This is a genomic window from Cellvibrio sp. QJXJ (genome assembly GCF_024452345.1).
Lineage (GTDB): Bacteria > Pseudomonadota > Gammaproteobacteria > Pseudomonadales > Cellvibrionaceae > Cellvibrio.
Genome location: NZ_CP101662.1, coordinates 667,405 through 688,860, shown reverse-complemented (window position 1 = coordinate 688,860; position 21,456 = coordinate 667,405). Strand labels below are relative to the sequence as shown.

Annotated in this window: 14 protein-coding genes; 3 read left to right on the top strand and 11 right to left on the bottom strand. The window is 44.7% G+C overall.

The genetic code is table 11. The annotated features are described in order from the left end of the window. Window positions 1-5: 5 nt before the first annotated feature. The 9 genes from NNX04_RS02925 to NNX04_RS02885 form a co-directional block, all read right to left on the bottom strand. Window positions 6-878 carry a hypothetical protein gene (locus NNX04_RS02925; RefSeq protein ID WP_261947447.1) on the bottom strand — a complete coding sequence of 291 codons (873 nt, stop codon included), beginning with the start codon at window positions 876-878 and terminating at the stop codon, window positions 6-8. Beyond that, window positions 878-2,509, bottom strand: coding sequence for an AAA family ATPase (locus NNX04_RS02920; protein ID WP_261947446.1), 1,632 nt, complete (start codon window positions 2,507-2,509; stop codon window positions 878-880). Before NNX04_RS02920 ends, NNX04_RS02925 begins: the two co-directional genes overlap by 1 nt. Next, window positions 2,509-4,764, bottom strand: a complete 2,256-nt coding sequence (locus NNX04_RS02915; protein ID WP_261947445.1) for an AAA family ATPase — start codon at window positions 4,762-4,764, stop codon at window positions 2,509-2,511. Before NNX04_RS02915 ends, NNX04_RS02920 begins: the two co-directional genes overlap by 1 nt. Window positions 4,765-4,773: 9 nt before the next feature. After that, window positions 4,774-5,949: a restriction endonuclease subunit S gene (locus NNX04_RS02910; RefSeq protein ID WP_261947444.1), complete on the bottom strand. Its 1,176-nt coding sequence runs from the start codon at window positions 5,947-5,949 to the stop codon at window positions 4,774-4,776. Next, the gene (locus NNX04_RS02905) at window positions 5,946-7,535 is read right to left on the bottom strand and encodes a type I restriction-modification system subunit M (protein ID WP_261947443.1); all 1,590 of its coding nucleotides are present in this window, start codon (window positions 7,533-7,535) and stop codon (window positions 5,946-5,948) included. The genes NNX04_RS02910 and NNX04_RS02905 overlap by 4 nt, the downstream gene beginning before the upstream one ends. Window positions 7,536-7,570: 35 nt before the next feature. Beyond that, a complete protein-coding gene (gene rmuC / locus NNX04_RS02900) occupies window positions 7,571-9,445 on the bottom strand; it encodes a DNA recombination protein RmuC (RefSeq protein WP_261947442.1) in 1,875 nt (624 codons plus the stop codon). A 2-nt stretch (window positions 9,446-9,447) separates the two neighbouring features. Next, entirely contained in the window at window positions 9,448-12,867 is a 3,420-nt protein-coding gene (locus tag NNX04_RS02895) for a DEAD/DEAH box helicase family protein (RefSeq protein WP_261947441.1), read from the bottom strand. Between the two features lie 31 nt (window positions 12,868-12,898). After that, window positions 12,899-14,362: a sigma-54 interaction domain-containing protein gene (locus tag NNX04_RS02890; RefSeq protein WP_261947440.1), complete on the bottom strand. Its 1,464-nt coding sequence runs from the start codon at window positions 14,360-14,362 to the stop codon at window positions 12,899-12,901. 594 nt (window positions 14,363-14,956) lie between these two features. Next, the gene (locus NNX04_RS02885; RefSeq protein ID WP_261947439.1) at window positions 14,957-15,181 is read right to left on the bottom strand and encodes a helix-turn-helix domain-containing protein; all 225 of its coding nucleotides are present in this window, start codon (window positions 15,179-15,181) and stop codon (window positions 14,957-14,959) included. Window positions 15,182-15,338: 157 nt separating this feature from the next. Here NNX04_RS02885 and NNX04_RS02880 point away from each other — a divergent pair, with 157 nt between their 5' ends. The 3 genes from NNX04_RS02880 to istB all read left to right on the top strand — a co-directional run bounded on the left by NNX04_RS02880 (window position 15,339) and on the right by istB (window position 18,659). Next, window positions 15,339-16,202, top strand: coding sequence for a hypothetical protein (locus NNX04_RS02880; RefSeq protein ID WP_261947438.1), 864 nt, complete (start codon window positions 15,339-15,341; stop codon window positions 16,200-16,202). 137 nt (window positions 16,203-16,339) lie between these two features. After that, window positions 16,340-17,881: an IS21 family transposase gene (istA, locus tag NNX04_RS02875; RefSeq protein WP_261946239.1), complete on the top strand. Its 1,542-nt coding sequence runs from the start codon at window positions 16,340-16,342 to the stop codon at window positions 17,879-17,881. Continuing rightward, window positions 17,871-18,659 (top strand): IS21-like element helper ATPase IstB, encoded by a 789-nt coding sequence (gene istB, locus NNX04_RS02870; RefSeq protein ID WP_261946238.1) that lies wholly within the window; start codon window positions 17,871-17,873, stop codon window positions 18,657-18,659. The genes istA and istB overlap by 11 nt, the downstream gene beginning before the upstream one ends. A 449-nt stretch (window positions 18,660-19,108) precedes the next feature. On the opposite strand, the gene NNX04_RS02865 is transcribed toward istB, so the two are convergent. Both NNX04_RS02865 and NNX04_RS02860 read right to left on the bottom strand, forming a co-directional pair. Continuing rightward, window positions 19,109-20,224 (bottom strand): 1-acyl-sn-glycerol-3-phosphate acyltransferase, encoded by a 1,116-nt coding sequence (locus NNX04_RS02865; protein ID WP_261947437.1) that lies wholly within the window; start codon window positions 20,222-20,224, stop codon window positions 19,109-19,111. 364 nt (window positions 20,225-20,588) lie between these two features. Then, window positions 20,589-21,326: a 4'-phosphopantetheinyl transferase family protein gene (locus NNX04_RS02860; RefSeq protein WP_261947436.1), complete on the bottom strand. Its 738-nt coding sequence runs from the start codon at window positions 21,324-21,326 to the stop codon at window positions 20,589-20,591. Between the last annotated feature and the right edge of the window lie 130 nt (window positions 21,327-21,456).

The following is a 21,456-nucleotide window of genomic DNA, read 5'->3' as shown; positions in this document are numbered from 1 at the left end:
GCAACTCAAATCCTGAAAATCTCGACAGCCTGCTGACGTTCAAACAAAGCATCTAAGTCGCTCAATGTTCTGCCAGCCTCTTCCTTTCCTATAATGTTTAGGTTTGCCTTGTCAGCATGAATACCCTTTTGCACCTCGGGCATAAAACCGTGACCTGATCTAACAGCACCAACATCTGTTATAAAATATCGATCATGGAAAAATTTATCAGGAGCTTTAATCCAGGAAAGAGAAATGCCTTTTACATTTTCGGGCTGGTATTCTCTGGTATAAATCTGCAATGCGTTAGGCGAATCCATTGATGTGACAACACGAATGGATGTAATTTGCGAATTTTCAAGACGCGTAAAAAGTTGGGAAATAGTGTCGTTTTTTGTAAGCCTAAAGAACTGATCAATAATAGTTATCGTGTTACTAATTTCAATTAAAGGCATAAGGGCATCTATGATAGCCACTGCGTTTCTATCAACAGAAATAGATCTGCTTAAATTCCAAACATCACAACCATCGTTGATATGGTCGATACCAATGCAATTTATTGCTTGTGATTCAGATACCGCAAAGGAAAATGGCCTCACGCTGATTTGTAGGTTATGCCAATTTATCCATATGTCGTGATCTATTCCTCGACGGTCAGAAGCCAAGTGAAATTCATCATGATTACGTGATATGACGAGCTTGTTTAGATAATTCTTTATTGACTTCTGCTTAACAGGCTGCAACGCGGATTGCTTTACATACTGCATAGCCTCTTTTGCCCATGCTTTCACGTCTGCCGAGATGTAGCGACCATGATCATGCCCAAAGTGCTGCTTGAGCAAACCGTAGTACTCCATGCTGCCCATACATGACGGATCAAATGAAACCTCCTTGTACATTAAAATAGCTCCCTATCTCGCTCATCAAAAAAGCCATGAGGCCAATCGGCCTCAAAGTCGCCGTCCGGGGTAATGAGTAATCGGTGGGATGTTACGCCTTCAGATGTTGGCGATAGATAAACAATACTTATGTCGCCAACACCTAAAGCACCGTTATCACAATTACCTTCTCGTATTCGTCGTAGCAGTCGTAGAACAAGATGCTCGCTGTGTGTTTCTATTAGAAATGAATGCTTATTCATTGACTGTAGAAAAACATCCGCCAATTCAACCTGAAAACGAGGGTGAATATGCAGCTCTGGTTGCTCAACACTGACGAGACCAAGATCATCTGAGTTTGCAGCCACCACCACGGGGAGCACTTGGGATATACCAGTACCCAATTGGTGGGCAGACAATAAAATATTGGTGCGCAGCTCTTTGAAGTAAATATGTCGTTTATTTACGACACTCTGTTGCGCTTGTGTCGGGATGTAATCAGCAGGAAGCGTATCTGCAAGTGATTGATTGATAATTTGGTAACCGGCATTAAGTTTATTTTCTGCTGAAAACCACTCGCTGGTTGCCTCTATTAGCCGTTTGGCCTTTTCGTTTTTGGAGGGATCTCTATAAAGTAAATCCCACGCAGCGGAACCATCTGCCCAGTCCGATTGCTCTGGATGAGGATTAGGCGTGTAGTTGTTATCAGGCACAACCCGTAATGGTCCAATCAGCGCACTGTTTTCCAAGTAATCTAGTAGCTTGTCCAGCGGCAATACAAAAGCCTGACTCAATACTTGCTGAACTACTAGAAATTTAAAGTGTTCCTCAGTTTCATCGAACTCCTGGCCAGATAAATGTGTTTTTACAGGGGCTCCCAATAAAGGAATAGCTCCGCTATGGCAACGTACAGCTATAGGCGCAATTCGATTTACAAACGTTTCACCTGCATTTTCAATGTCTGCAACAGCAGCAGTATTTGCAGGGTTTGGATTGAGGCCAATTAGGGCTTGCTCAAATTCAGTATGGATCTCATCTTCATCCAATGGCTCACGTTCATCTGGAGCCCCATAGGTGTACTCAAGCCATTCATCATTATTGTAAGGGACGAGCAACGGATGCTGAGTGTTTAACTCATTTATAAAGGTATTTCTCTGATCCTCACTTGATGAGATGCAACCGATATATCCCCCATTTATCCAAACGCGATAATTTTTTACTAAAGCGTACTGATGTCGATCAGACCAAACAATCTCAAACTCAACACTACCCGTTTGAGTGCTTCCTCCAAAATCAGTCATTATCGGATAGGATGTGCTGATAAAATCAGCCAACTCATCCACACCAGAACCATAATGTACAAACGGCGTTCTGCCAGATTCGAAGTCCACGCGAATTTTTATAGGGCGATTTAAATCTTGCCCATGCACAAGAGAGCGAAAACCGCCAATAGCCTTGCCGCCAAATGCATCCAACTTCTCGGGATTGCAGTGCCCTTTTTTGAGAATCTGCTGCACATAGGCAAGCGCCATCAACACCGAACTTTTACCAACACTATTAGGCCCAAACAACAAAGTTACTGGTGCCAATTCGATACATTGGGTGCTCTTAAATGAACGGAAATTAGTTAGCGATATTTTAGTTATTTTCATTACGCAACCACCAAAGCAACAGCCTGATTATCATCTGGAGTATCAGCGGTAGTTTCCGTACTCACACCAGCCATCATGTTGTAGTGCCCTAGCTGATTTGCCTTATTGAAAATATCTCGGAAGACACGAAGATAAGCCTCGTTAGTTTGTTCGCCGTGATTTATGTAGAGATCATCGTGAATTGAATGTGAACCGTCATTTACCCAGGAAAATAAAGACTGACAGATCAATTTGTCTCGCCCATCAAAAAGCGCACAAATGTCATCTTTTGTCATCCCACCCCACATAGTGAAATAATTTTCCAAAATTCGGCGCAGTGTATTTTGCAGACTCATACTGGAGATATTTGCAGACTTCACATCACCCCATAGCAGTTCATAAGCTGAACGAATAGGATTGGCGTTACATCGTTCAACATATGAGCCTTGCTGCTGTTTTTTTACTAACCAAAAACTTTCTTCTCTAAGGACAGCGTCATCTGGCCTTGCCCTGTTGTAAGAAATTTCTTTATGAAAATAAACATTATGAGTAAGTATGAATACCTGCTTTATTCGGCTATTTTGTCCTCTAACTTCTTCCATAACACCTTTGATAAGGCTGCTAACTATGTAAAGAATGTCACTATCAAGTGACGATATAGGATCATCGAACACGACCACTCTATTAGTGGTTATGCCCGCTGGGGACTGCGCGCCCTTGATAAGGTAGTAGAAGTACAAAAACGTAATGAAAGTTCGCTCGCCTTCACTAAGCGAGCGACTGGCATCATCCCCGTTGTTGCGGACAATTCGATAATGACGTCCCCCATCAGCATCACCAATTGAAAACGAATTAAAGCCAAATCTTGCTAATAAATCATTGATCGCGGATATGGTTGGTTGAATCGATGTGGTTTGTCTCTCTAACTCTCTAACTCTTGCATTTAATTCCCGAACATTTTGTAGCTTACTTTGCAAGCTAGATTCCATACCTATAATAGTGCTGCTCAACTGCGTCTTTTGTCGCTCATATTGTGACAAATCATCTGCGAGTTCATTCAGCACATAACGCCATACCTGAGATGTTAATATCTGTTTTTCATTCGCAATATTTGCCACTGTTTGATTATGAGCTGTGGTAGCTTCATTTGCAGCTACAGTTAAAGCTTGTAACTGTGTAAGCAATGGCACTATGGATTCAAGTTCAACTCTTCGGCTTGGCTCGGCAAGCTTGGCCTCTATTAATAATTGATTTCGCTTTAGCCTTTCAAACAATATTTGTGCTTCAGCGTTGAATAAATCAACATTTAAGAAAGGATTTACGAGATCAATGTTACTCTGAATAACAGAAAGCACTTGATTACTCGCACGACTGTAATCATTTTGCAATGTTTTTAAAGCATTAACGTCATTGTCATATGCGTCACTAAAGAACGAGGCTAAACTTTCAGAAAAATCTTCATCTGTATGCTGTTGGCAAAAAGGGCATGTCTCGGGGTCTTGCGTATGATATTTGATACCTTGCTTTACCCAGTCGCTATTTCCTAAGCGATTAATTAAAGCAGCGATATCTACATCTTGATTACCTACTATAGCCTTTTGTAGTAGATCATGGGATTCCGCTGCTACAAGATTTTCCCCATTGAGGGTCACAAGTGGAGCAACTCTTTCCACACCACTTGCAAAAACCGTCTTTGCTTTTGCTTTAAGGTCTTCTAATGTGAATATGTCAGCGGTATTTGATGCTCTCTCTGCCAAAACCTTTTCTTTAAATTTTTCAGCGCTACCACGGACACCAGTAAAGGCGACCTGAAAATAATCATCGTGAAGTTGCTTCTGTTTCCAACACTTGTCGCGCAGATCAGGTTCAAGATCAGCAAGCTCCTTACGCTTGCCGGATTGACTGTCAACACCATCGAGTTGATTGTTCAGCGTCGCTATCTGATCACGAGCCCTATCAATTTGAGGTTGCAGGTTAGCTATTTCTCGCTCAGCTTCAACTTGGTTTTCGCCAAGCGTAAAAACGCCCTGTAATGGGTTGTTTTGGTTAAAATTTCTTTCAACAAAATCCCGGTTATACACCATAACATCCAATGGCAGAGCGCCCTGCCACACTAACTGACAGTGAGTATGCCCTTCTGCTTGAGCAATTACTCTGCTAATGGTTGTTTTGCCAGTGCCATTAGCACCAAAAATATAATTGATACGGCGAAGATCACTGAGTGATGCAAGCGAATGATAGGTTGCCACATTATTAATAATAATTTCGCCGATCATAAATCCTCCTTATAGATTCCCTTGAAATGCTCTTTTGCTTGATGAATTAAATAAATCACCACAAAAATCTAGTGTCGTCTCTAACGATTTCGTTAAAGCCAAATATCTTGAAAAGATCTGTCCGAATTTTTCTTGATATATGCAATCAGGAACAATTAATTCAATCTCTTCCATCCGCCCTTTGCTTAACATTCCTTTCATTGAGTTTGTCGAAGCAGCTTGAATTGCTTTTTTTGAAAGCAGTATGAGGGCATAGAGAAACCAACTATTAATGCCATCTTTTGGGGTTAGGGCATTTATTTGCTGATTAAAGGCAACCTCCCGATCTGTATACGCTGCATTACCAATACAATCAAAACTTCCCGCAATACATGTCACCAATGTAGAACCTGCTGGTACCGTTCTACTAACGTTATATCCATCAAGTGATAAGTATTCCGTCGCCTTTGTTAGAAAATGGCTAGGAGTATTGATGTTATCCGACTTAATCCACTCAATATAATCGCCGTAATACTTCGGTTCAGCTCTAGACGGAGTATTTCCTGTTGTAATGCAAGTAAAGTCACTAAGCCTCTTAACATCCCATCCCTTCGGATTAGTCACCGGATCACCAAACATCTCCAAAAACACAGAGCGAAGGAAATCGTCGGCGAGTTTTATGGCTTGTTGACGTTTGCGGCGGATGGCATCGGCTTTGTCGAGGATGGCGGCGATGCGTTTTTGTTCTTCTAATGGGGGAAGAGGGATTTCAAAGTCGCGTAAAAAATCTGCACTTACGCGCTTTTGGCCTGCCGCTCCAGACATAGAAGCTTCACCCAAACTACGAAACTTATCATTCCACAACAAATAGAAAAGATAAGTGCAATCTATTTTATCTGGGATAGCTCTTAAAACATGAAACTCAGTAGAGCCGAATCCAATTTTATTAGTTATTTGATTTGGTCGAAGGCATTTTCCGTTTTCAAAGCATGGAGTAATTTTTGCCAGCAATACATCTCCAGCATCAAAATAAGTAAATCCTTTTTTTGTTTCTCTCAAAACACGGGATTCTTCTGACAACAAAAAGCCTTCGTCTGAAGCAGAGGCCATAGCAACAAACGAAACCTGCTGGTGCTCATCAGCATCTTTAGATAATCGGGGATTGACAATAGCTACATCAGACAACTTCACTACCGGCCAACTCACAGCATCGCCTCCAACTCAAACAGATCCTGCATAATTTCCTGCTCAAGCTTTTTCAGCTCTTTCAGAATTTCTTTGGGCGGTGCGTAGCTTTGCTCTTCGTAAACCACTTCTTTGTAGCGGTTTATGCTGAGGTCGTATTTCTGTTCGGCGATTGCGGCTTTATCCACTAAAAAGGCTTTTTGTTTTTTGTCGCTCCAAGGTGCGTATGGGTTGTTTTTGTCGGAAGTCGCTGCGCTCTTCCAACCTACGGTCTCGCGGGCTTTGCGGTATTTTTCGTATTGCGCAATTAAATCTGGCAGGTCGTTGTCTTGAATGGGTGTGCGTTTGTCGTCTAGCGAGTAGCCGTCTGCAGCTAAATCGTAAAACCAGACTTGATCGGTTTCGCCGCCTTTGGTGAAAATCATTATCGCGGTGCTTACACCAGCGTAGGGCTTGAAAACCCCAGAGGGCAAACTAATGATCGCTTCTAACTGGTTACGCTCGATCAGTTCTTCACGCAATTGTTGGTGGGCTTTGGATGAGCCAAACAGCACACCATCTGGCACGATTACGGCGGCGCGGCCGCCGAGTTTTAACGCACGTAGAATGTGCGCCACAAATAGTAGTTCGGTTTTTTTGGTTTTTACCAAACCTAATACATCCGGGTTGGTATTGGTTTCATCTAAGCTACCTTTAAACGGAGGGTTGGCAAGAATTACATCAAAAAAGTTTTCCTCTTGTTGCGGGAAATTTTCTTTGATGGATTTACTGAGGCTGTCCTGATAAAGAATATTTGCACCATTCACACCGTGCAGCGCCATGTTCATGCTGGATACGCGCAGCATGGTGGTATCAAAATCGAACCCCCAAAACATATTTTTATTAATGTGGGTGCGATAGGGTTCCAATTGGTCACCGGTGTAGTGAATGTTGCCCTCTTCATCCTTCCACTGCCCGCCTTCTGCTTCTGAGCTGGAGTAAACGCGGCTTAGATATTCCATAGTGCGTGCCAGGAAACCGGCCGTGCCGCAAGCTGGGTCGCAAATGCTTTCTGTTGGTTGCGGAGCAATGAGCTCGATCATTGCATCAATAATGTGCCTTGGGGTACGGAACTGGCCGTTGATACCAGCGGTGGTTAGTTTGCTCAATAGATATTCGTAAATATCCCCTTTTACATCGCTTTGGGTAAGCGGCAGCGCTTCTACCATTTCAACCGCGCTGACTAATACCGACTCATTTTTAATTTCTAAATCCGCGTCTTGCATGTATTCCGCTACATGACCAAAACCCGATTCAGTTTTAGCGCCTAGCTTTGCAAAATGCGGATACACCTCTGTTTTTAAATGTTTATGTAGCTCTTTACCGCTCAAGTTTTTAAAGTTTTTCCAGCGTAGTAACTGCCCTTCCGGAGTGTTGGGAAAAATACGATCAAATTCTTTGCCCGAACGCGCTACTTTGCGCTCGGCTACTTCTTCTTGCATATCCAACATGCGCGCAAACATTAAATAACTGATTTGCTCAATTACTGTTAAGGGGTTGGTAATACCGCCCGTCCAGAATTTTTCCCAGAGTTTGTCGATATCGTTACGGATTTTGCCAGTTAGCATTTATTACTTCTCTCAATGACTTTCGTTGTTTTTAATTAGATCAGGGATGCAGTATCAGTATCACTTTGTGCTTGGGTTTCCATGGAATTACTGGCGAGCTGGGTTGCAACATATTCTTCCAGTGGTACTGGTTCAGATGTTTCCAAGTCTTCAATAGGCTCCACGATTAATGCAAGGCGCTCAGTTTCAAAATCCATATGTGCAGGTTCAAGATCAGGCAAGCTTTTGCTTACCTTGGCGGACAACTGATTGAAACGATCTACCTTGCCATATAAGCCTTGGTTACCTGCCAGCGCTTTCACCGTACTATTGTAATGATTACTGACAGTACTTAGAGTGCCGCCCAATTTACTCAAACGCTCCGCGACGACACAGACCTGGTTATAAATATCGCCTGCTTTTTCACTAATCTCTCTTGCTTCAGCGTTACTGCGCTCGATCATCCAGAGATTAGAAACGGTACGCAGAATCGGAATAAGAGTTGTATGAGATACCAGGACTATTCCTTTCTTATAGCCGTATTCGAACAGGTCTTTATTGCTCTTCAATGCTTCAATATAGGCTGGTTCGATTGGCATAAACATCAATACAAAACTCGGACTGCGCATACCCACTAGGCTGGTGTAGTCCTTGGATGCCAGATCATCAATATGCTTGCGCACTGCCTTGAAATGCTCGCTCATCGCCAGCTGATACTCTTCCGGCGATTCTGCACCAACTGCGCGGTCATAGGCATTTAGTGCAACCTTGCTGTCGATGATGATGTGTTTACCATCGGGTAGTTTGATTAAGTAGTCGGTTTGCTTCTGCTTACCTTCCGCATCTTTGAAGGAACTTTGAACTTCATAGTGAGCTTCCTCGATCAAGCCACTCATCTCCAGGGTTCGACGCAACTGTGCTTCTCCCCAAGCACCACGCTGCTGCGAGTCCCCCTTCAATGCCGAGGTTAGGTTATTAGCCTCCTTGCTCATTTGCAGGCCAATATCCAACACTTTCCTAATTTCTGCGTTGAGACTGGTATTTCCCTGAAGAGAAACATCGTGCACTTCATTAATTCGTTTTTGAAAACCTTCAATTTGTTCACGAAATGGTTTGAGCATGGTATCGATGCTTGTCTGGCTGGTATGAGTAAAGGTCTTTCCTTTTTCCTCAAAAATTTTATTGGCCAGATTTTCAAACTCTTTTGTGAGTGATTGTTTGGTTTCGCTTAGCTGTTGCATTTGTTCTTTAAAATGCTCTTCTCTGCGTTGAAGGGTTGTTTTCAGTTCAGTATGCTCATTACTCAATGACTGATAGCGCTCTTGGAGCAGGGTAAAACTTGCCAGTTGCGCTACTAGACTGGCTTTAACTTCTTTCAGTTGTTCGCGAGCATCAAAATTTGAAGCTTCCGATTCCTTGGCTTTTTTGCCCTCTTCTGCCAAATCTTCTTTGAGCTTACTTGCAGTAGCTCTCTCCTGACGCAGCTCTCCTTCCCGCTGTGCCAATCGCTCATTAAGATCTTTAAGTTGCACTGCTTGACCACGAACTTCTGTTATGGCGGACTCTAGTTTTCTTGCAATATCACTACCCTGCTCGACAGCAGTAACTAACTTTCCATTTACTGATTCCAATTCATGTTTACGCTCTGCTAATTCATTCATTAATCGTTTTTCTGTAGCCTGCAAGTTTTCTAACTGTGTATGCAATTTACCTTCTGCAACTTCTTTTTCATGCAAGGAAGTGTTCAATCGCTTAATGTCAGATTGGAATTCATCACTCTTATGGTTTGCCTGAGCCAGCGCCTGCTGTGCCTGTTCCAACTGGACTGTTACGGCAGAACTTTTACTTTTTTGTTGAAAAAAGGCGATTAGATAGCCCAGCACAACTGCACCTACTATTAGCCCCCATACGGCTGCGTTAATCGATTCCATAGTTACTCCTGTAAATTATCGGGTGATAAATCCGCTGACTGGGATTCGGATTTTAAAAAGGGTTTGAGCACTGCAATCAACTCATTCACATCAGCAGCAGTAAACACACCATCAATTCCCTTATAGGAAACTGAGGTAAACGGTGCGTCGTAGAGGGTATCGATAAGGATAGAACCGTGTTGCGCAATATAGTTTTTCAGCAAGTTCATAAAACGAACCTGTTGCGCTGTGAGCGTTGGGTGCGAATGCAGGAAGGCCATAAAGTGAGCCTCTACAGCTTGCGCATCCAAGCCGATAATTTCGCGCAGGGTGATATGCAACTGATCTGCCGTGCGACCATAAAACTCATTCAGCACATCCAAGCTTACGCCGGGGTGTGAGGTGAGTATGGTGGACGCAAGAGTTTTTAATTCCGCCTCGGCAATGGCTTCGCCCTTACGGATTTTTTGTAATGTTGGGTTGGCCGCGACCATTTGATCCAAAATGCCTTTGAGCCTGCGGCGATAAATCATTGCCTCACTGGCACCGGCAATTTTTAGCTCGCGCTCCAACTCTTGGACTCCGCCATCGCCCGTTCTGGTGGTGTTTGTTTCATAGCCCGGCCCTGTTGCTGGCTGGCGATACTTCATAATGCCGCGCAATTCTTTACGCGCGTGTTCGAGCTTTTCAATACTGGCGGTTTGCCAAAAATCGGCACTGCGTAACTCCTGAATTAGCGCGTCTTTCTGGCGAACGGCTTGAATATTGACGGCGAGTTTATCCAGCTCTGCCACTAGCTCATCGCGGCCATCGGCAAAACAACTGGCTTGCTCTACAAAACAACGCTGAATGTTGGCGAGTAATTTATCTAATTGGGTGGCGTGCTTATCTTTAAGCACGCGCGCAGCCATTAAGGGCGCAATCGTGTTACTGAGCAGGTGCTGGGTTTTGGCATCGAGCTTTTTCAATAACTCGGTTTGTCGCAACTGGTGAACCACTCGCAATTCACGCCGCACCGCTACGCTGTTGTCTGGAAGGTCATTAACATCTGCACGAAGTAAGTCTATAGCCACATCAAAAGCGGCTGCATGGTTGTGATGCAATGCGGCCTGTGCAAGCACGAGGCGCGCCTCAAACGCGGTTTGCAGCAGGGACTTGCTGCCTGTGTCTTCAGGCTCTTGGTATTCCTGTTCAAAAAATTCAAAGTTACCGTAGTGGTCAAAAATCAGAAACTCGGTTTTGTGTTTGCCGGGACCGAATAGATTGAGGCGCAAGCGTGTACCACGGCCAATCATTTGCCAAAATTTCACCCAGGATTTAACCGGCTTGGCAAACACCAAGTTCACTACCTCGGGTACATCGATCCCCGTATCCAACATATCCACTGAAATGGCGATGCGAAACTCATTATTCGCTTTTTTGAACTCTTTGATCAGGCTCTCAACATGGGGGACATCATTGTGAATAACCTTGCACACCTTGGCGCCATATTGCGGGTATAGCTGGCAGAACATTTTTTCCAAATGCTCGGCATGATCTTGCCGCTGAGCAAAGATAATCGTTTTGCCGATGAGTGAGCCGGTTTCATCTTTAATCCCGTTGTTAATCAAATTTTCCAGAATGATTTTATCGGTGGTTTCACTGAAAATTTTGCGGCCAATGTCCTTACCCGCGATGGTAGTGCGTTGCGCTTCTTCAATACCAACATCCTCTTCCAGCTGACGCTTTTGTTCGTCGGATAGATCTTTGTAGTGAATACCGTCGCGCAGAAATTCGGTAGTGAGGTCTTTTACACGCGGTGGAACGAGATATGGAGGATCATTGTTAATCGCCGCATCTAACCCAAACTCGAACGTCGGGTCGGTGGTTTCACAATCAAAAATATCAAAAGTATTACGGCTAATAAATTTAACCGGAGTAGCGGTTAAGCCCACTTGTAACGCATCAAAATAATCGAACAAATCGCGGTATTTGTTGTAAATACTGCGATGGGATTCATCGGCAACAATCAAATCAAAAAAACCTACGTCCAACTGTGCAAAGCGGTTCAACATACCTGGATAGGTTGCAATATAGATACGTGCACTTTGGTCGATTTTATTGGTCTCGCCAATGACACAGCGTGGTTCTGAGGGTAGATTATTTTTAAAGGCTTCGTCCGCCTGTATGCGCAGCTCTTTGCGATCACACAAAAACAAAACACGTTTAGCCCAACCGGTACGCAACAGCAATTCGGCCAATGCAATAGCAACACGAGTTTTACCCGTACCTGTAGCCTGAATGATCAACGCCTTGCGGCGCTGTTTTTGAAAATGTGCTGCAACGGTTTTAATCGCCTCGATTTGATAGGGGCGATCTGCAATCGATAAATCCGGGTTAAATTGCTCCACATTAGCCGCGCGATATTGGCGCTGGTAGATGAGATATTCCAGACTGTCTTTACTGTAAAAACCATATACAGGGCGATAGGTGTTGTATTGCCTGTCGTCCCAAATAAAGGTTTCGTAACCATTGGTGTAAAAAATCACCGGGCGCACGTAACCCATTTGCTCTAGGGCATCGGCGTACAAACGCGCCTGCTCTCGCCCTGCTTGCAAACTGGTGTTGCCGGATTTTTTGGCCTCTACCACTGCTAATGGCTGGCCGTTATCGCCCCAGAGCACATAATCCACATAGCCTTTGCCAGATGGGTTATTGGGGAACTTTACTTCTACTTCCTGGCCAACCGCATCAGGATTTTGAACATCCCAACCGGCCTGCAACAACATGGCATCAATTAATAATGCACGGGTTTTTGCCTCGCTCCATTGAAGGCTATAGGCAACTTGCTGACTTTGTTGCTTGCGTTTTGCTTGATCCGGTTTGGAAGGTGCTTCCAAGGCTTCTATATTTTTGGTGCGTTCACGCTCCAGCTGATCCATCACCCGCTGCAACTCTTCTTGTTGCTGCTTTAGTTCTTTCTCGTAAGTGGCGACGGATTTTTGTAAGTGATTAAGCGCTGCTGTTGGGTCTTTAACCTCAACAAGTGCTGGAATTTGATCGCGCTTTTTGCCGTAATACTTGAGTGCCATGTACATGGCCAACTGGTATGCAGTGCCCAAGGCCATTTTGGCATTGTGAAATTCACCTTCTGCACCATGGGCAGTATCGTTGCCTTGGATGCGCAAGAAGTTGATCTGGTGAATCAGCGATTTATCCACGCAGGCTTCAAATACCGGATCTTTGACCAGCTCGAAAAAACTGGCTTGCGGCACGCGAGGGAGCAATTCTTCTTTATATATCGCTTTGGTGAGTTCTTCGGCAAAACTGCGCAAGCGCGTGAGTGCGCTGCCCGGATCTATGTGCAGCACCGCTTCGGCCAAACCGCCCAAATTCGCGAGCACCTCATTCTTGGTCCGCAGAAATTCGAAGTTCATTGATTGCATAAATAATATTCTTTCCATGACAGCCTCATTGCCAAGGCCGTGCCAATTGTTATTTGACGTTGTATTTTTCAATCCAATTATTCAGGGTTTGATAGTTTTTTAACCCCAACAGCTCTGCTGCTCTAGTTTTATTATCCTTCGCTTCGGCAAGTGCCCGAGGGATGTAATGCTGCACCATCTCAGACATTAATTCTTGTATATCAATACCTTGTGATACATCACGATCCAATATGCCGGATTTACTATCGGGCATACTGAAGAGCGCTTGTTGAATATCTGCACCAGTTATTTTATTGCCGGTCGCCCATAGCGAGGCACGCAACAAGGTGGATTGCAACTCGCGGATGTTGCCGCGCCAAGGTTGCTTAAGGATAAGATTTTTTGCGTCGGCAGAAAGTTTTTTATGTTCTGCATCACTCAGGGTTGAATAGATTCCTGACAAGAGCGTTTCGGCCAGCAAGCTAATATCACCACTGCGCTCGCGCAAAGGTGGCAACTTAAGCACACCAACTGCGATGCGGTAGAAAAGATCTTCGCGAAAACGACCAGCAGCCACTTCTTGCAGCAAGTCGCGGTTGGTGGCGGCGATGATACGAACATCTACCTTTATCGGCTTGCTTGCACCTACCGGCGTCACCTCACCGGATTGCAGCACCCGGAGTAATCGCACTTGCACGTTAAGCGGCAACTCGCCGAACTCATCCAGAAACAGAGTTCCGCCATCGGCTTGTTTGAACACGCCATCATGATTATTTACCGCACCGGTAAAAGCGCCTTTTACATGGCCAAAGAAAACGGAGTCAATCAACTCTTGCGGAATTGCGCCGCAATTAACGGGCACAAACGCGCGATCTTTGCGGAGGCTGGCATTGTGTATGGCAGTGGCGAAAAGTTCTTTGCCGGTACCGGTTTCGCCGTAAATCAACACGGGAACATCCCGCACCGCCAGTACCGTTGCCTGGCGTTTGAGGGTTTCCATCAGCGGGTTTTGGGTGATTATATCGTTAAAGGCAGCGCTGGCACTCACCTGCCCGACAGATAAATGAAGGAGTTGCTGATCGCGCTTGGGAACGAATTCGGCTGCAATTTCAAATGGGATATCAACCTGCTGAACACCCTGCTCCAAGGTCGCTTGGTAAAAGGTGACGGGATATTTGGTTTTGCCTAAAAGAATCCACACAGCTTGCATGGCGGGCGTGCCGGGGCTTAACAGGACGGCGATGGGGTCGGAGCTTGCCTGAGCAAGATCGGCAAGCAATGCATCTGCCGCGAGGTAGATATCGTGAAAATCGATAGGAGAAGCTAACTCAGCCCTACGCTTTACCAGAGGAAGAGCATATTGCGATGACAGCCAGGACAGGTAGTTTGCAACCCGTTTTTCGGGATAGCTGTAAAGAAGATGCAGCCCTTCGAAAGACGCGCTGGCGAGAGTTGCCGCAATGGCACCAGGTTGGTCGATCTTGGCTTCTGCTGCATCCAGATCATTGCCACCTACCCAACTTACCAGGCGCACGGGCGAGCCTCGTCAAACCTATTAGCTGACACACAAACTAAATCATTGAGCTTATTACTATTTTTATGCTTCACGAATCGTCCACTGAATTCCCTAAAAGGAACGATAGTAGCCGTTTTGTGAAATGGCGCAAGTATCACGATATTACACCGGTGCATTAAAACCCGCGCACTGAGCCGCATTGTTGACACATTTAAATCGTAGTGATGACACAGTTAAATCACATTGATGACACATTTAAATCGTGCTGTTCACACATTTTAATCACAGTCCGACACATTATTCACACACTGTTTGTTCGCAAAATATCTTCTTTGTGCCCGAGAAATAGCGGCCTTTTCATATTCTTTGTGCTGATTTTTTGAGCACAAAGAATGTGGTCTGTGCGCGGTTTTGCATCCACCTTTTAGCACAGACGATTGGGCACAAAGAAGATAATTTGCGAACAAGGAGGCACAGATAAGCAACCAAGGAAGGGCTCTGGCGACTAGTGCTGCGAAATTGGAATCAGGGAAAGGACTTTGAAAACTTAGTTAAAAACAGGGCAGCAGGCGCAAGGTTTACGCCACCGGCAAAGCAATAATCGGAAACAAACTAGTCTTTAGCGCTCGGAGGCTCCAGAAGCGAAGATGCCGGAACACTCAGGGCTTCCGCAATTTTATGGATATTAACTAGTGCGATGTTTCGTTGCCCCCGTTCCACTCCCCCCAAATAACTTCTTGCAATACCACTCTCAAGCGCGAGTCGTTCCTGAGACCAACCCAGGCGTTTTCTCAACTCTATAAGTCTCTGACCAAAAACGATTTTTGGATCCGTCATAGGGCACCCCGAATAAAATCAGGATGCTATTGCCTTACCCTATATGAGGCCACGCTCTATAAGTTCACTCACTATAAGTGACAATTCGGAGAGCCGATGCTAAATTGACCACTAAGAGTGACAAAGACCTTCAGCATGCAAATACGAGGATATTGTTATGAGAGCGGCAATCACACCTTTGGGTGGCATCAGTAATGACCAGCTGGCTTGGCAGGAGCAAGGTCGCTGGGAGGGGCGGAATGAAGGAATAGATATTGGTAGGCAACAGGGTTTGACTGAGGGTTACAACCAAGGATATACCGAAGGCTACAATCAAGGTCATTATGTGGGGAGCCAGGAAGCGAATACGGCTGGCTACAATGAGGCTATCGATGAAGCCAACTTGGCAATTCAAAACTTGCAGGCGCAGCATGCAGTCTATCTACAGGAAGTCGCGCGAAACTACCAAGCCTACGAGGCTGAGCGCGTTCAGTTAAGGCAGTTAGCGGGCAACCAAACTGCCCAAATCCAAGCCCTTCAAGAGCATCTGGTGAAACACGAGCAAGTTGCTCATCAGCACCAACAGAAAATTGATAACCTGGTTGCAACACATCAGCGCCTTACACAGGAAAGCGCCAACCTTCAGGAGCAATGTTCAAAACTGACGCTGCGTATCCAGTCGCTGCTGCAAGAAAGAGCTGAACTCGATGAGAAAGTGGAAAACTTAACGCTGGCAACGGACACAAATCGATTGAAATATCAGGAACAGGCGGCGCATTACAATAAGACGCTTACTTTCGTGAATTCGATTCTAGGAGCGGTAAAGGCCACGCTGGAATTGAATCCCGAGCTTGAAGACAGTTTTAGCAAGCTGTTTGCAGATGAGTATAAAAAGTCGGTCGAATTCAGAATTTTAGTGGATGACATTAAAACAGCGCCGCACGAAGACAGCGATTTCGCACTTCTACTTCCCCAGACACAGGAATTTATTCTGGCGATGCTAAAGAACGAGCACCGCACTGGGTTATCAAAAAGCGATTGAAAATTTCATTTGCCTAACCGAAAAAATAACAAGATGTTGATTTGCGTTTAAAACTGACCCACTAAACCCGCATATTTGCGTCGAAAATTGACCCACGTAACCGACTATCCTGCTTGTTTTTTGAGCGGGAGATAGGAGTGATTAACGTGGCCATTTTGAGCAAGATCAGACGTTGGTATTTCCGTGACAAACTCTCGTTACGGGAGATTGCACGACGTACCGGATTTTCCCGCAACACCGTTCGCCGCTACCTGCGCAATGAGATCAGCGAACCGGTTTATCCCAAGCGACAAACACCCAGTAAGCTTGATGCCTTTGCCGATAAGTTGCGGCAGTGGTTGGTCGATGCTGCACGCACCTCCCGCAAGCAGCGTCGTTCACTCAAACAGATGCACGCTGATTTACGTGCGTTGGGGTTTGAAGGCTCCTATGATCGCGTTGCTGTCTTTGCCCGCGATTGGCGCCGCCAGCAGTTGGAATCGAGTAAAGGTGCGAGCAAGCACACCTATATCCCATTGCAATTCAAACCCGGTGAAGCATTCCAGTTTGATTGGAGTGAAGACTGGGCGGTAATTGCGGGCGAACGGGTAAAGCTGCAAGTCGCTCACTTCAAATTGAGTTACAGCCGAGCTTTCTTTGTCCGCGCTTATTTGCTGCAAACCCACGAGATGTTGTTCGATGCGCACCATCATGCCTTTATGGCTTGGGGTGGCATTCCGCAACGCGGGATTTACGACAACATGAAGACGGCTGTCGATAAGGTAAAACGTGGCAAGCAGCGTGATGTGAATGCGCGCTTTGCAGCGATGGTGAGTCACTACTTATTTGATGCAGAGTTCTGCAATCCTGCTGCGGGTTGGGAGAAGGGTCAGGTCGAGAAGAACGTGCAGGATGCGCGAAGAAGGCTTTGGCAACAGGTGCCCGCCCAACCTTCATTGATTGCTTTGAATGACTGGTTACACGAGCGCTGCGTTCAACTCTGGAGTGAATCCACCCATCCCACTGAAGCATTAACCATTCAAGCGGCATTGGATCATGAGCGATCTTTCCTGATGCCGGTGGGGCAACCGTTCGATGGTTTTGTCGAGCAGCCCAAGCGCGTATCGCCCACCTGTTTAATCACCTTCGAACGCACGCGTTACAGCGTACCGTCTTCCTTCGCTAATCGACCGGTGAGTTTGCATACCTATCATGATCACCTGGAGGTGATTGCGGAAGGCAATATCATCGCGGTGCATACCCGCGTGTTTAACCGCAGGCATGAGCAGGTAACGACAGTGTATGACTGGCGACATTACCTCTCGGTGTTGCAGCGCAAACCCGGAGCCATTCGCAACGGTGCTCCCTTCGCAGAATTGCCCAAAGCCTTTCAATCACTGCAAACCATTTTGTTAAAGCGTGTCGGTGGTGACCGCGAGATGGTGGATATTCTTGCACTCGTGCTGCTGCACGATGAGCAAGATGTTCTCACCGCTGTAGAACTTGCATTGGAAACCGGTTCACCCTCCAAACAAATCGTGATCAATATCCTGAGTCGATTAGTAGAGGGAACACCCATCCCACCGATTGAAGTACCGCCTGCATTAGCACTGAGAGTGGAACCACTGGCTAACGTCACTCGCTACGATAACCTGCGCGCTCAAACCATCAGTACTCAAGGAGGACACCATGCACACTAATCCCATGATCCCCGCACTGAAGTCACTCAAACTCTACGGCATGGCCCATGCACTGAACGATCTTGCTGAACAGGATTCACCAGCATTCCAGGCGAGCACCGGCATCCTTGATCATTTACTCAAAGCAGAACTGGCCGAGCGCGAAGTACGTTCGGTGGCTTATCAACTGAAGACTGCCAAATTCCCAGCGTACCGGGATCTGAGTGGCTTTGATTTTACGAGCAGCATGGCCAATGAAGCATTGATCCGGCAATTGTGTGCCGGTGACTTTATGGATAACGCGCAGAATGTCGTGTTTGTCGGTGGCCCTGGAACGGGCAAAACCCACCTTGCCAGTGCCATCGGCATTCAAGCGATTGAGCAACTACATCGCCGCGTTCGTTTCTTCTCGACCATTGAATTGGTGAATGCATTAGAGAAGGAAAAACAGCAAGGCAAAGCCGGACAAATTGCATCACGTTTAATGCATACCGATTTAGTGATTCTGGATGAGATGGGCTATTTACCCCTCAGTCAAACTGGTGGGGCTTTGTTGTTCCACTTAATGAGCAAGTTGTATGAACGCACCAGCATGATCATCACCACCAACCTCAGCTTTGCTGAATGGTCGAATGTATTTGGTGATGCAAAGATGACTACAGCGTTATTGGATCGAGTCACCCATCATTGCCATATTGTTGAAACCGGCAATGATAGCTATCGTTTCAAAGAGAGTTCAGCACAACCGAAAAAGGAGAAAAAGACGACAACTTATCCACAACCCAAACCTGTAAAATAAACCATTAAGGGTGGGTCAAAATTCAACGCAAAAGGTGGGTCAGTTTTAAACGCAAATCAACACACAGTCATTGCAAACCAATTGCATCGTAAGCGATTACATAAAACGATACCGCCAGAGCTCTATCAGGTTACGCTCCGAAAAACTTTATTCGACACTGAAAAAAAATGCAAAAGGATCTGGAGGTATAGATGGAATCCTACAACAATGAACGAATACATCAAGACAAGGCCTGCTTTGGTGCACACAATTGAAAACATCACTGAATAGACAGATGGACTTCCCACATTCTAGTGGACACACCTAAGCCATTGAGCAGAAGTAACCTTAGCTCAAACCTAAACTGGCAGGTACTTACAAAAAACCGGTAACTGCCAGATCAGGTCTTAGCTAGTACAGCTGATGCAAATATTTGCGTAAATTACACTAAATATAATTCGCAATCATAGCTAAAAGGGGGGCTCACCACGGCGCATACGCATACTATTAGCATATTGTTTTAAGATATAGGGCTTAATCTCGTCTCGAGCAAAGTGCACTCTTTTTCGCAGTAACTCAATACTTTTATCATGACTAGTAGGTAAGCTACTTCCATCTAGAGCAGCTTCGGCCCATGCATTCGTTCCAAAGGTACGGTAATTGTAATGAAGATGTTTATCGATAGTGGAGGCCACCTCTTTTTCAGTTTGAAAATCTCCACCTATTGGCTTCCCAAATTCTACATGCACTCGACCTTTCCAGCCCGTAATGCCTCGAGCAATGGAAATAAGATCCTCATTATGACGCTTACTACGCTTACCCTTAAATTTATATGTATATAATTCGCGAGCCTTGACCAAATCAAGCGGATCTAATTCGTAGCTAATAGCAACAGGTACAATGTTTAGACTATTAATGTAATCTGAATAGCTGATCTGCCCTGACCTGCTCAAACTAAGCATACTAATCAGTGCAGGGTTAGTCAGGTCGTAACCATCCTTAGCTCGCCCTTCTCTTTGCGCAATCCACACACTGGATTTATCTTCTGAAAGAGAAAATTGGATGTAGCTCGATAGCTGCTTTGCAGCATTGAGTTTCTCCCTTCTTGTTTCAAGATTACGCTTAACAATAAAACTTTTGTTGAGACGCATTAAGTTTGATGAAAATGGTAATGTCAGTAGGTTGTCCCCAATTGCAAGCCTAGGCGTTCGAAAACCGTTTTGAACCAAAGCCCAGCAAATAATACAAGGATCCATAATAATATCTCGGTGATTGGAGATAAATAGATAAGATTTGCTAGTGTCTAGGTGCTCCAAGCCATGAACGGAAAGCTCCGAGATAGATTTCTTTAATAAAACGTGAACAAGAGGCTTTATTTTCATTTGCAAACTATCAATGGTTTTAACTCTACCCAAATAGGACTTTATAATACCTATAACAAGTGGCTGGACTAACCATGGAGCTTTTTCGTTTAATCTAGGAGTCAACAAGCTTCCAATAGACTTTGCAAATTTCCGATCTTTCAATATTTTTTGCAAAACATTCTGGGTTTCTGCATCATTATATGGACGAATATCCTCAAACACTTGTGGCCTCCTATCAATTTGTGCCGATTATCCCCACGCAATGCATGAACCTGCTAGACCTTATAAAAAATTTCTGGTTGTTAGAACGAAAACAGCTGTTAACCATTCGGTTTTAGCATGGGGATAGTTATTTAATATACCTTAATACATTATTATAAACTTAAATATATTCTTTCTCATTATATTTAGTTACATGCATCTATTTGATCTGAGGGTAGCTGTGGAGACTAGCGTCTTAGCAAGCAATGCATTAAGGCATCCCCCGTGGATCTATAAAAAATTTTCCCAGTATTATTTTTTACATATTCTATGTATGGGGGCAATTTAGACTACGCATCAATTAACGGCATTCATCACCCAAGACCTACGTACGCTTGATTACCAGCTGACTCTTGACGCAAGCCTCAAAAAAATTGTAATGAATGGTAAAAACTGAACCTTCACAAGCCAGAAAATTATTTGGGACAATATCTTTGAGCAGCCTTATCGAAATCATTTTGTGGTTAGTATCTATCATAACTATCTCCGCATCGAGAAAATCAAAATAACAACGAACCATCGGATACAAAGCTTTGAACAAGCTTTCTTTGGCTGAAAACGCCAAAGTGAAAAAAGCCCTAGGCTGCATAATCTTAACGATTTGTTTCATTAGCAATCGTTCAGGCTCGGTAAGTATTCGATTCTGAAGAGATTGATACTGCTCATTGCTTACCCAATTTTCGATATCAACACCAACCGCTAAAAATTTGTTAGCATCAGCAACAATTGCACATGCCCTCCAGGCTGTATGAGTTATTGACCCAATAATACCAACAGGCCAAATCGGTGCCCTATTTTCACTATCTAACCGGAGAGGCACTTTTAAGGTATTCCCACGCAATTTTTCTATAGCCAGTCTACTTGCATATCGTCCTGCCAAAAATTCAGCACGTCTTTTTGACACGCTACGATTCATTTTTTCTGGGAAATATACATTTAACTGTCGATACAAAGAATCACTGTATCTAGACAAGTTAAAACAAACTTCATATGAGGCAATATTTGCCGTAGAGACATCCTCCACGGACTCCAGAAACTTTTCCCCATTTTCACATACGGACATTACTTTCCCTGACATATAACTACTTTATCCCACACCATGCGACATTGCACTTCAAATACGTGCAAAACAGCATCAGTAAAACAAACATCACATCACAACAGGATTTTTATCTTAAAGCGATAAAAATTTC